Source organism: Cupriavidus sp. 01L46 (assembly GCF_056399905.1).
In genome coordinates this window covers 1-11,546 of record NZ_JBFTSF010000214.1, presented here as the reverse complement: position 1 = coordinate 11,546, position 11,546 = coordinate 1, and the positions used below count along the sequence as shown (strand labels likewise).

The window sequence follows — 11,546 nt, the reverse complement described above, 5'->3', positions numbered from 1 at the left end:
GGCGTGGACATGGTGCCCGCCATCAACGCCGTGCTGACGGATGACATGCCGATTTACGGCGTGCGCATGCTGGACCACACGCTGCCGTACTACCTGCGCCGCACCACCATCATGGTGGAATGGCCGGACGAACTGGAGTTCGGCACCAAGCAGGAGCCGCAGAAATGGCTCCCCACGCTGGATGCCTTTATTGCAAAATGGCAGGATGGCCAGCACGCCGTTGGCATCATGTCGGCTGCCACCTACAAGCTGCTGCAAGAGAGCAAGGTGCCGATGTACAAGATCGGGCAGGACAAGCGCCGCGTCGCGGTCACCAACTTCCCGCCTCCCGGCCAGGCGCCGGCAGCCCCGCAGCAAGAACCGAACCGCGCGCCATGACGCTCTCTACCTTCGCTTTCATCTTCACCGGCGTGCTGCTCAATGCGTGCGCGCAGCTGCTGCTCAAAGCCGGCACCAACGCCGTGGGCGCCATCACCATCGAGCGCGCGACACTGTTTGCCACGGCGTTTCGCGTGCTGACGCAGTGGCCGGTGCTGGCTGGCCTGACGCTGTACGTAGTCAGCGTCGGCGTGTGGATCGTCGGGCTGTCGCGGGTCGACGTATCGATCGCTTACCCGATGCTGTCGCTCGGTTATGTGGTGAACGCCCTGGCAGCGTGGTGGCTGTTCGGTGAAATGATCGGCCCGCTGCGCGTTGCCGGCATTCTGCTGATCCTCGCCGGCGTGTTTCTCATCGCTCGTTCCTGATCACCGCACCTTCGCACCATCGCCACAAGAGCCTGATTGCCATGACCGCTTCCGCTGCGCAAGCCTTCCTGCCCTTCGTCAAGCCGAATATTGACGCCGCTGCCATCGCCGAGGTGGGCAAGGTGCTGGCCTCGGGCTGGATCACCTCCGGCCCCAAGATGCACGCCTTCGAGGCCGCCCTGTCCGAGCTGTTCGGGGGCCGCCCGGTGCGCACCTTCGCCAATGGCTCGGCGACGATGGAGATCGCGCTGCGCGTGGCCAATATCGGCCCCGGCGACGAAGTCATCACCACCCCGATTACCTGGGTTGCCACGGCTAATGTCGTGATCACGGTGGGCGCCAGGCCCATCTTCGTCGACATCGACCCGCGCACGCGCAATATCGATCTCGACGCCGTGGAAGCCGCTATCACGCCCCGTACCCGCGCCATCATGCCGGTCTACCTGTCGGGCCTGCCGGTGGATATGGACCGCCTCTACGCCATCGCGAAGAAGCACAACCTGCGCGTGATCGAGGATGCCGCGCAGGCCATCGACTCGCGCTGGCGCGGCCAGCGCATCGGTGCCTTCGGCGACCTGGTCAGCTTCAGCTTCCAGGCCAACAAGAACATCACCAGCGTCGAAGGCGGCTGCCTGGTGATGAACTCGCCCGAAGAAGCCGAACGTGCCGAACGCCTGCGCCTGCAAGGCGTGATTCGTACCGGCATGGACGGCATGGATGTGGAAGAGCCCGGCGGCAAATTCAACCTGACCGATGTCAACGCYGCCATCGGCCTGTCGCAACTGACGCAACTTGACGCCATCACGGCACGCCGTGCCGAACTGGCCGAGGCGTACTACCGCTGCGCCGCCGACAGCGGCCTGGCCGAACTCGGCATCGAGCTGCCGCTGCCGCGTGACGCAGAGCTGGCCACCACCAACTGGCATATGTTCCAGGTGGTGCTGCCGGCCGAACGCATCGAAGGCGGGCGCACCGCGGTGATGGAGGCCATGCGCGAGCAAGGCGTCGGCACCGGCGTGCATTATCCCGCCGTGCACCTGTTTTCTTATTACCGCTCCCTGGGCTGGCGCGAAGGCATGCTGCCGCACGCCGAGCGCATCGGAAGGGGCATCGTCACGCTGCCGATGTTCCCTGCCATGCAAGCCGCCGACGTGGAGCGGGTATGCGCAACTCTTAGTGAAACATGCAAACGCCTCTTCAAATGAGCCCTGTCGAAGTCTCCGTCGTCATTCCCGTCTATAACGAGGAAGATGGCCTGCAAGCCCTGTTCGACCGGCTCTACCCGGCGATGGACGGGCTCGGCTGCAACTACGAGATCATCTTCGTCAACGACGGCAGTCGCGACCGTTCGGCACAGATCCTGGCCAGCCAGTTTCACAAGCGCCCGGACACGACGCGCGTCGTGCTGTTCAACGGCAACTTTGGCCAGCATATGGCCATCCTGGCCGGCTTCGAGCACACCCGCGGCCAGATCGTGATCACGCTGGACGCCGACCTGCAAAACCCGCCGGAGGAAATCCCGCGGCTGGTGGCAACCATGCGCGAAGGCCATGACTACGTTGGCACCATCCGCCGCGAGCGCAACGACACGGCGTTCCGCCGCATTGCGTCCCGGGCCATGAACCAGCTGCGCGAGCGCATCACGCGCATCAAGATGACCGACCAGGGCTGCATGCTGCGCGCCTACGACCGCAATGTCGTCGACACCATCAATGCCTGCCGTGAGGTCAATACCTTCATCCCCGCGCTGGCCTATACCTTCTCCTCCAATCCGGTGGAGATCGTGGTCGAGCACGAAGAACGCCACGCCGGCGAATCCAAGTATTCGCTGTTCCAGCTCATCCGGCTGAACTTCGACCTGGTCACGGGCTTCTCCATCGTGCCGCTGCAGTGGTTCTCCGCCATCGGCACCTTGTTATCGCTGGCATCGGCGGGCCTGGTGGCGGTGCTGCTGGTTCGGCGCTTCGTGCTTGGCGCGGAAGTGCAGGGTGTGTTCACCCTGCTCGCCTTCAACTTCTTCCTGGTTGGCATCATGCTGTTCGGCATCGGCCTGCTGGGCGAGTACATTGGCCGCATCTACCAGGAAGTGCGCAACCGTCCGCGCTACCGCATCCAGGCGGTGCTTGAAGGCACGCCGGAACAGCAAAAAGCGATGGAGGTCCCGTGCGCGCAGTAGTCTTCGCTTATCACAWCGTCGGCGACCGCTGCCTGCGCGTGCTGCACGCGCGTGGCGTGGAAGTGGCGCTGGTGGTGACGCACCGCGACCGCCCGGATGAGAACATCTGGTTCCGCCGCGTTGCCGATACCGCCGCCGAACTCGGCCTGCCTGTCACCTACGGCGAAGACCCCGCCGATCCGGCGCTGGCCGCCGCAGTGGCCGCGGCGCGCCCCGACGTGATCTTCTCTTTCTACTACCGCGCGATGATTCCCGCGGCAGTGCTGGCGMTGGCGCCGCAAGGCGCGTTCAATATGCACGGCTCGCTGCTGCCCAAGTATCGCGGCCGCGTGCCGGTGAACTGGGCGGTGCTGCACGGCGAGACAGAGACTGGCGCCACGCTGCATGCGATGGAAGCCAAGCCGGATGCCGGCTTCATCGTCGACCAGACGTCAGTGCCGATCCTGCCCGACGACACCGCCGGCGAGGTCTTCGAGAAAGTAACCGTGGCCGCCGAGCAAACGCTGTGGCGCGCCCTGCCCGCCATGATGGCCGGCAACATCACGCCGCTGCCCAACCGCCTGGCCGAAGGCAGCTACTTCTCCGGGCGCAAGCCGGAGGACGGCCGCATCGACTGGCAGCAGCCGGCCGCGCAGGTCTACAACCTGATCCGCGCCGTCGCACCGCCCTATCCCGGCGCCTTCACCGATGCCGGCTCGCGCCGCTTCGTGGTGGCGCAGGCGCGCCTGCCGCATGCCGGCAGCGCAGACGGAGCAGCCCAATTGCAGTCCACCAGCGCCGCCCGCCCGGGCTTGCACGTGATCGACGGGCAGATCGTCGGCGTGTGCGGCGATGGCGGCCTGATCCTTGTACGCGAACTGCTGGACGATGGCGCCCAACCCGCGCCCGTCTCGCCTGCCGCGCTTTCCACATTTCTTACCGCATTGTCCAAAGAGGAAAACCGATGAAAAAGGTCCTGATTCTTGGCGTCAACGGCTTCATCGGCCACCACCTGACGCGCCGCATTCTCGAAACCACGTCGTGGGAAGTCTACGGCATGGACATGTCCAGCGATCGCCTTGGCGACCTGATCGACCATCCGCGCATGCACTTCTTTGAAGGTGACATCACCATCAACAAGGAGTGGATCGAGTACAACATCCGCAAGTGCGACGTGGTGCTGCCGCTGGTGGCCATCGCCACGCCCGCTACCTACGTGCGCCAGCCGCTGCGCGTGTTCGAACTCGACTTCGAGGCCAACCTGCCGATCGTGCGCGCCGCCGTGAAGTACGGCAAGCACCTGGTGTTCCCGTCCACCTCCGAGGTGTACGGCATGTGCCATGACGACGAGTTCGATCCCGAAACGTCCGAGCTGATCTGCGGCCCGATCAACAAGCCGCGCTGGATCTATGCCTGCTCCAAGCAGCTGATGGACCGAGTGATCCACGCCTACGGCATGGAGCAAGGCCTGAACTACACCCTGTTCCGTCCGTTCAACTGGATCGGCGCCGGCCTGGACTCGATCTTCGAATCGAAGGAAGGTTCTTCGCGCGTGGTCACCCAGTTCCTCGGCCACATCGTGCGCGGCGAGCCGATCAAGCTGGTGGACGGCGGCGCGCAAAAGCGTGCCTTTGCCGACGTCACCGACGGCATCAGCGCACTGATGCGCATCATCGAGAACCCGAACGGCATCGCCACCGGCAAGATCTACAACATCGGCAACCCGCGCAACATCCACTCCGTGCGCGAGCTGGCCGAGATGATGCTGAAGATGGCCGGCGACTACGCCGAGTACGCGGAAGAAGCCAAGAAGACCCAGATCGTGGAAACCTCCTCGGGCGACTTCTACGGCAAGGGCTACCAGGACGTGCAAAACCGCGTGCCGAAGATCGACAACACCGTGGAAGAGCTCGGCTGGAAGCCCGAGGTCAGCATGGAAGACGCGCTGCGCGCCATCTTCGAGGCTTACCGCAGCAAGGTGATCGAGGCGCGCACCCTGGTCGATTCGGCCAACTGAGCGCACGCACCCGATGGCCCGTATCGCCCTGAAGGTCGACGTCGACACGCTGCGCGGCACCCGCGAAGGCGTGCCGGCGCTGCTCGCCATGCTGGCCCGCGTGCGGGCCGAGRCCACCTTTCTGTTCAGTCTCGGCCCCGACCATACCGGCTGGGCGCTGCGGCGCGTGTTCCGTCCCGGCTTCCTGAAGAAGGTGTCGCGTACCTCGGTGGTGTCGAACTATGGCTTGCGCACGCTGATGTACGGCGTGCTGCTGCCCGGTCCCGATATCGGCCGCAAGGGCGCGGCCGAGATGCGCGCGGCGCGTGCGGCAGGACACGAGTGCGGCATCCACACCTGGGATCACGTCTACTGGCAGGACAACGTGCGCGAGCGCGATGCGGCCTGGACCCGGCGCCAGATGCAGAGTGCGTTCGAGCGCTACGTCGAGATTTTCGGCGAAGCGCCGCCCACCCATGGCGCGGCCGGTTGGCAAATGAACGATKAGGCCTTCCGCCAGATCGACGACTGGGGCATGGTGTACGCGTCCGACGGACGCGGCACCGGTCCGTATATCCCCACGGTCAACGGTGTGGCATGCCGCCACGTGCAAATGCCAACCACGCTGCCGACGCTGGACGAACTGATCGGCGTGGGCGACCTGACGGAAGACAACGTCCACCAGGCCGTGCTGCGCCTGAGCGAAGATGGGCGCGACCACGTGTTCACCCTGCACACCGAACTCGAGGGCGGCAAGCTTGCGCCGGTGTTCAACCGCCTGCTGGATGGCTGGCGCGCGCAGGGGCATGAACTGGTGTCGATGGCCACGCTCTACCGGCATATCGATCGCAGCGCCCTGCCGCAACTGCCGGTGACGTGGGGCGCGATCGAGGGAAGAAGCGGCGAGCTGATCCTGCAGCCGTAGGCATCTGGCCGGCGTAAGCGTCGCTCAACCGCTGCATGGCACCGGCGTCGCAGACGTCGAGCCGGACCGCGGTGACATTGGGAATGCCCTCGAACGGCATTGCCGCGTTGTCGAAGGTCCTGGCGGACCCTCGACAACGTTCAGCTACGGTCCCTCCCCGCCAGCCTCAATCCGTTGAAAACCACTAGCAAGCTCGCCCCCATATCGGCGAACACCGCCATCCACATGGTGCCCAGGCCCATGACCGTGAGTGCCAGGAAAATTGCCTTGATGCCAAGCGCCAGGGCAATGTTCTGCTTCAGGATCGTCGAAGTCTGCCGCGACAGCCGGATAAAGGCGGGGATCTTGCGCAGGTCGTCATCCATCAGCGCCACGTCGGCGGTCTCGATCGCCGTATCGGTCCCGGCCGCGCCCATGGCGAAACCGATATCGGCACGGGCCAGCGCGGGCGCATCATTGACGCCGTCACCCACCATGCCCACCACGACGCGCTTGCTGCCATTGCCGCCACTGCTGCCACTGCGGCCATTACCCGGCGCCCCTTCTGCCCCCTTCACGCTCAGCGCAGCGATGGCGTCTGCCTTGTCCTGCGGCAACTGATTGCCGCGTGCCTCGTCGATCTGCACCTGCGCTGCGATCGCTTGCGCGGTATGCGGATTGTCGCCCGACAGCATCAGCGTCTTGACGCCCAGCGCGTGCAGCTCAGCCACCGCCTCGCGGCTGCTGTCCTTGACCGTGTCCGCCACGCCGAACAGCGCCTCGACGCCGTGATCCGCGCCCAGCAGCACAACCGTCTTCCCCTGCCGCTCCAGCGCTTCCAGCGTAGCTTCCAGTTCCGGCGAGCACAGCCCGCGGTCGTGGATCAGGCGATGGTTCCCCAGGTAATAGCTGCGCCCGTTCACGCTGCCGCTGACACCGTACCCGGGCAGCGCCGCAAAGTCCTGCACTTCCAGCGCAACGATGCCGTGCGCACGCGCGGCATTGGCCACGGCCATCGACACCGGATGGTCGGACCGGGCTGCCAGGCTGGCCGCCATCACGCGCGCCGCATCGCTAGCCGCCGCACCTGCCGCGGCGGTTGCGCCCAGGGGCTGGAAATCGGTCTGGGCCGGCTTGCCGTGGGTGATGGTGCCGGTCTTGTCCAGCGCCAGCCACTTCAGATCCTTGCCTTGCTCCAGGTAGACACCACCCTTGATCAGGATGCCGCGCCGCGCCGCGGCCGCAAGGCCGCTCACGATCGTTACCGGCGTGGAGATCACCAGCGCGCACGGGCAGGCAATCACCAGCAGCACCAGCGCCTTGTAGATCCATGCGCTCCAGTCGCCGTCGATCACCAGCGGCGGCACCACGGCCACCAGCACCGCGCCAAGGAAGACCAGCGGCGTGTAGATGCGGGCAAAGCGGTCGACAAAGCGCTGCGTGGGCGCGCGGCTGCCCTGCGCCGCCTCTACCGCGTGGATGATGCGCGCCAGCGTGGAGCCGCTGGCCGGCGCGGTGACTTCGTACTCCAGTTCGCCAGCCTGGTTGATGGTGCCGGCGAAAAGTGCATCGCCGACGGTCTTGTCGACTGGAACGCTCTCGCCAGTGATCGGTGCCTGGTCCAGCGTGGACTGGCCACGCAACACCCGCCCGTCGAGCGCCACGCGTTCGCCAGGGCGCAGGCGCACCAAGGCGCCGATGGCCACCGCGCTAGCCTCCACGGGCAGCCAGCTGCCGTCGGGCTGCCGCACCGTGGCCTGCTCCGGCGCCATTGCCATCAGGCCGCGCACGGCATTGCGGGCACGGTCCAGCGACGCCGCTTCGATGCGCTCGGCCAGCGCGAACAGCACCATCACCATGGCCGCCTCTGGCCACTGCCGGATGAGCATGGCGCCGGTGACAGCGATGCTCATCAATGCGTTGATGTTCAGGTTGCCATTGGACAGCGCAATCCAGCCCTTTTTGTAGACGCCCAGCCCGGCTATTGCCACAGCCGCCAACGCCAGCAGGGGCGCCAGCCAGTCCTGGCCGGGCACTTGCAGCCACTGCACAGCCTCCGCGCCGAGCGCTGCCACGCCAGCGAGCGCCAGCGGCCACCACGGCTTGGCGGCTTGCGCCGGCAGCGCCGCGGCTTGCTCCGACAGCGGCTCGGCCTTCATGCCGAGGCTCTCGATGGCCCGCACCACCGGCTCCAGGGAGTCCAGCGTATGGTGCACCGTCAGCACGCGCTGCATCAGGTTGAACTGCAGCGCGGCCACGCCGGCCATGCTGCCCAGCTTGTTGCGGATCAGGGTCTCTTCCGTGGGGCAATCCATCGCGTCGATGCGATAGCTGGCCTCGGCGGCGCCGGCAGGCACGGCCACGGCGATTGGAGGCGCCATGCTCGCGCTGCCACAGCAAGCGGCGCCGGCCGCCTGAGCGTGCTGGTGGCCGTGGCCGTGATCATCGCCGTGCTGGTGGCCGTGATCGTGGCCATGGTTGTGCTGGTGTGCTTGATCGTGCTTATGCGCGTGTTCGTGTGCATCAGAATGCTCATGACCGCAGCAAGATGGGTCACGGAGCGAAGCTTGGTCTGGCGTTGCGCTAGGCATGGCGGTTTTCCCTGCTTGTTTTTGCTTACCGTCCATTTAAGACCCTGAAGCGACTACAGGGTCAAGTGCTGTCCGCAACATTGGCCGGTGCGGGCGCCTAAGGTCACCATTGCGCCACGGTTTAAGCCATTGTCGCGCAAGGGTCATGCTTGCTGCCTATATAATCCGCCGCATGCGCCGTCTCCTGATCCTGCTTTTCGCCATCATGCTGCCCCTCCAGTTCGCCTGGGCCGGGGCTGCGGCGTATTGCAATCACGAGAGCACGCAGCAGGGCAACGGCACCGCCACGGCCAGCGCCAGCTGGCACTTCGGCCACCATAGCCACGCCCATCAGGGCAAGCTCAGCCAGCACGGCAGCAACGACAGCAACGACAGCAAGAACGGCGAGGACAACATCAAGCTGCCCGACCTGGACTGCGCCGTGTGCCACTTTGCCAGCGCTCAGCTGGTCTTGCCGGACATGGCCACGAGCGCCTCGCACCACGGCGTGGCCATCAGCTACCGGGCGCTAGCCGCGTCCTACCTGTCGGCGCCCGGCGCCACCCCCGACCGCCCGCAGTGGCCGCTCGCCGCCTAAACGGCGAGACGACTCCCTTTACCTCCAGACTCTCGTCTCGCCGAACTTCCCTGGCTTTTTTCCGGTGAAATTCGATGAGAACACTTGTGATGCCGCTCGGGCTGGCGGCAGCTTTGCTCAGCCCTGCCGCGTTCGCCCAGTACGCGGCGACGACCCCATTGCCCGCCGCGCAAGCGGCGCAACCGATCCCCGAGCCCGCCGGCACGCTCACGCTGGACGATGCGCTCGCGCTCGCGGCCGAACGCAGCTTCACGCTCTCGGCCGCCGGCCATGAGCTCGATGCCGCCGAAGGCGGCATCATGCAGGCCCGCACCATCCCCAACCCGGAAGTCGCGGTGCAATTCGAGGACAACCGCCGCGACACCCGCACCACCACGACCCAGGTCAACCTGCCAATCGAGCTTGGCGGCAAGCGCGCCGCGCGCATCGGCGCCGCGCAGAAGGCGCGTGAGCTCGCCCAATCGCAACTGGGCGCGACGCGCACCGACCTGCGCGCGGCCGTGGTTGGCGGCTTCTTCGCGGTGGTCATCGCGCAGGAGCGCGTCAAGCTGGCGCGTGGCTCGGCCGAGATCGCCGCCAAGGGCGCGCAGGCGGCAATCCGCCGCGTAGCCGCCGGCAAGATCGCGCCGCTCGAAGAGAGCAAGGCGCGCGTGGAGCAGGCCAATGCGGAACTCGAGGTCGCCGACGCCGAGGCGGCACTAGCAATGGCACGCCAGTCGCTGGCCGGCCTTTGGGGCAGCAGCGAAGCCCGCTTCCAGGAAGCCGCCGGCAACCTGGACACCCTGCCCGCGCGGCCTGACGGCGCCAGCCTCGCGCAAGCGCTGGACAGCGCGCCGGAACTGGCAAGCCAGCGGCTGGAACTGGAGCGCAGGCAGGCCATCATCGGCGTGGAGCGCAGCCGCCAGTATCCCGACCTGACCGTCAGCCTGGGCAGCAAGCGCGACAACGGCTCAGACCGCGGCACCATGCCCGTGCTGGGCGTGTCGCTGCCGCTGCCGCTGTTCGACCGCAACCAGGGCAATCTCTACGCCGCGCTGCGCCAGGCGGATAAAGCGGCCGACGAGTACCGCGCCACGCAGGTGCGCCTCGCCAATGCGCTGCAGCAGGCCACGCGGCAATTGAGCGTATCGCGGACCTCGGCCGACTCGCTCAAGGGCACCGTGCTACCGGCTGCCCAGCAGGCCTATGAGGCCGCCACGCGCGGCTTCGAAGCCGGCAAGTTCAACTTCCTCGACGTGCTCGATGCGCAGCGCACCTGGTTCCAGGCGCGCGTCCGCTATCTCGGCGTGGTCGCCAATGCCTACCAGGCAGCCACCACCATCGACCGCATTCTTGGCCGCTAGCGCCAAAGGAACCCCATCATGGCAATCAGCAACAAGCAGAAAACGAGCATCGCCATCATCCTGGCGGGCGGCGCCATCGCAGCCGCGGGACTGATCTTCGCCGGGCGCGGCAGCGCCGACGCCACGACCGAGGCTGCCCACGCAGCAGGCGCGCATAGCGAAGACGCGGCCCACGGCGACGGCGAGCATCACGGCAGCCCGGCCAGCGCGGCGCACGGCGACGCCGCCCGGCACACCGACGGGGAGCATCACGAAACGCAAGAGAAAGAAGGCCACATCGAGATGACCCCGGCGCAGGTCCAGGCGGCCGGGCTCACGCTGCGCACCGCAGGACCCGCGCACATCGAGGGCACGGCATCCTTCCCCGGCGAGATCCGCTTCAACGAGGACCGCACGGCCCACGTGGTGCCGCGCGTAGCCGGCGTGGTGGAAGCCGTGTCCGCCAACCTGGGGCAGCAGGTGAAGAAAGGCGATTTGCTGGCGGTGCTGGCCAGCACCGCGCTGTCCGACCAGCGCAGCGAACTGCTGGCCGCGCAAAAACGCCAGGAACTGGCCGAATCCACCTTCCAGCGCGAGAAGAAGCTGTGGGAGGACAAGATCTCCGCCGAGCAGGACTACCTGGCCGCGCGCGCCGCGCTGCAGGAAGCCCGCATCGCCACGCAGAACGCCACGCAGAAGCTGACCGCCATCGGCGCCAGCGGCAACGCAGGCAGCGCCAAGTCGCTCAACCGCTTCGAGCTGCGCGCGCCCTTCGACGGCACCGTGGTCGAGAAGCACCTGGCGTTGGGTGAAGCCGTGGCGGCCGACGCCAACGTGTTCGTCATCTCCGACCTCAGCACGGTATGGGCCGAGTTCGTGATCGCGCCCAAGGACCTGGATCGCGTGCGGGTTGGCGAGAAGGTGAAGATCGCCTCCACCGCCTTCGACGGCAAGGCCGAAGGCACGGTCTCGTATGTCGGCTCGCTGCTGGGCCAGCAAACGCGCACCGCCACCGCCCGCGTCACGCTGCCCAACCCCAAGGCGGCCTGGCGTCCCGGCCTGTTCGTCACCGTAGGCGTGACCGACTCCAGCGCCGAGGTCCCGGTGGCGATCGAGGCCGAAGCCCTGCAAAGCAATGGCGATCAGCAGGTGGTGTTCGCTGTCGTTCCGGGCGGCTTCCAGGCGCAGCCGGTCAAGACCGGCCGCAGCGACGGCAAGCTGGTGGAGATCACCGAAGGCCTGAAAGCCGGCATGC

General features: G+C 66.6%; 10 protein-coding genes and 1 pseudogene. 10 read left to right on the top strand and 1 reads right to left on the bottom strand.

What is annotated here, in order from left to right; translation table 11 throughout:
* The 7 genes and pseudogenes from AC1DS3_RS28045 to AC1DS3_RS28015 all read left to right on the top strand — a co-directional run.
* Positions 1-378 (top strand): annotated as a pseudogene (locus AC1DS3_RS28045) (4-amino-4-deoxy-L-arabinose transferase); the annotation flags it as partial.
* Positions 375-746, top strand: coding sequence for a DMT family transporter (locus tag AC1DS3_RS28040; RefSeq protein ID WP_043355625.1), 372 nt, complete (start codon positions 375-377; stop codon positions 744-746). The pseudogene AC1DS3_RS28045 and the gene AC1DS3_RS28040, both read left to right, overlap by 4 nt.
* 41 nt (positions 747-787) lie before the next feature.
* A complete protein-coding gene (locus AC1DS3_RS28035; protein ID WP_441637735.1) occupies positions 788-1,951 on the top strand; it encodes a DegT/DnrJ/EryC1/StrS family aminotransferase in 1,164 nt (387 codons plus the stop codon).
* Positions 1,930-2,922: a glycosyltransferase gene (locus tag AC1DS3_RS28030; protein ID WP_441637733.1), complete on the top strand. Its 993-nt coding sequence runs from the start codon at positions 1,930-1,932 to the stop codon at positions 2,920-2,922. Before AC1DS3_RS28035 ends, AC1DS3_RS28030 begins: the two co-directional genes overlap by 22 nt.
* Complete coding sequence (locus tag AC1DS3_RS28025) at positions 2,910-3,869, top strand: formyltransferase (protein ID WP_477128385.1); 960 nt, start codon at positions 2,910-2,912, stop codon at positions 3,867-3,869. The genes AC1DS3_RS28030 and AC1DS3_RS28025 overlap by 13 nt, the downstream gene beginning before the upstream one ends.
* Positions 3,866-4,918, top strand: a complete 1,053-nt coding sequence (locus AC1DS3_RS28020) for a bifunctional UDP-4-keto-pentose/UDP-xylose synthase (RefSeq protein ID WP_052495092.1) — start codon at positions 3,866-3,868, stop codon at positions 4,916-4,918. The genes AC1DS3_RS28025 and AC1DS3_RS28020 overlap by 4 nt, the downstream gene beginning before the upstream one ends.
* Positions 4,919-4,931: 13 nt before the next feature.
* On the top strand, positions 4,932-5,822 hold the full coding sequence (locus AC1DS3_RS28015) for a polysaccharide deacetylase family protein (RefSeq protein WP_477128384.1): 891 nt from the start codon (positions 4,932-4,934) through the stop codon (positions 5,820-5,822).
* Positions 5,823-5,962: 140 nt separating this feature from the next.
* Here the strand turns inward: AC1DS3_RS28015 and AC1DS3_RS28010 are convergent, their stop codons facing one another.
* Complete coding sequence (locus tag AC1DS3_RS28010) at positions 5,963-8,392, bottom strand: heavy metal translocating P-type ATPase (RefSeq protein WP_441637727.1); 2,430 nt, start codon at positions 8,390-8,392, stop codon at positions 5,963-5,965.
* A 172-nt stretch (positions 8,393-8,564) separates the two neighbouring features.
* Between AC1DS3_RS28010 and czcI the strand changes: the two genes are divergently transcribed.
* The 3 genes from czcI to AC1DS3_RS27995 form a co-directional block, all read left to right on the top strand.
* Positions 8,565-8,969 (top strand): cation efflux protein, CzcI family, encoded by a 405-nt coding sequence (gene czcI, locus AC1DS3_RS28005; protein WP_441637725.1) that lies wholly within the window; start codon positions 8,565-8,567, stop codon positions 8,967-8,969.
* 74 nt (positions 8,970-9,043) lie between these two features.
* On the top strand, positions 9,044-10,312 hold the full coding sequence (locus tag AC1DS3_RS28000; protein WP_441637723.1) for a TolC family protein: 1,269 nt from the start codon (positions 9,044-9,046) through the stop codon (positions 10,310-10,312).
* 18 nt (positions 10,313-10,330) lie between these two features.
* A partial coding sequence (locus tag AC1DS3_RS27995; protein WP_477128383.1) for an efflux RND transporter periplasmic adaptor subunit occupies positions 10,331-11,546 on the top strand: 1,216 nt, incomplete at its 3' end.

What these genes read in the sequence shown, in the direction of transcription:
- czcI (WP_441637725.1), top strand. Translation starts at nt 8,565, where the DNA reads ATGCGCCGTCTCCTGATCCTGCTTTTCGCCATCATGCTGCCCCTCCAG.
- AC1DS3_RS28020 (WP_052495092.1), top strand. Translation starts at nt 3,866, where the DNA reads ATGAAAAAGGTCCTGATTCTTGGCGTCAACGGCTTCATCGGCCACCAC.
- AC1DS3_RS28040 (WP_043355625.1), top strand. Translation starts at nt 375, where the DNA reads ATGACGCTCTCTACCTTCGCTTTCATCTTCACCGGCGTGCTGCTCAAT.
- AC1DS3_RS28030 (WP_441637733.1), top strand. Translation starts at nt 1,930, where the DNA reads ATGCAAACGCCTCTTCAAATGAGCCCTGTCGAAGTCTCCGTCGTCATT.
- AC1DS3_RS28010 (WP_441637727.1), bottom strand. Translation starts at nt 8,392, where the DNA reads ATGCCTAGCGCAACGCCAGACCAAGCTTCGCTCCGTGACCCATCTTGC.
- AC1DS3_RS28000 (WP_441637723.1), top strand. Translation starts at nt 9,044, where the DNA reads ATGAGAACACTTGTGATGCCGCTCGGGCTGGCGGCAGCTTTGCTCAGC.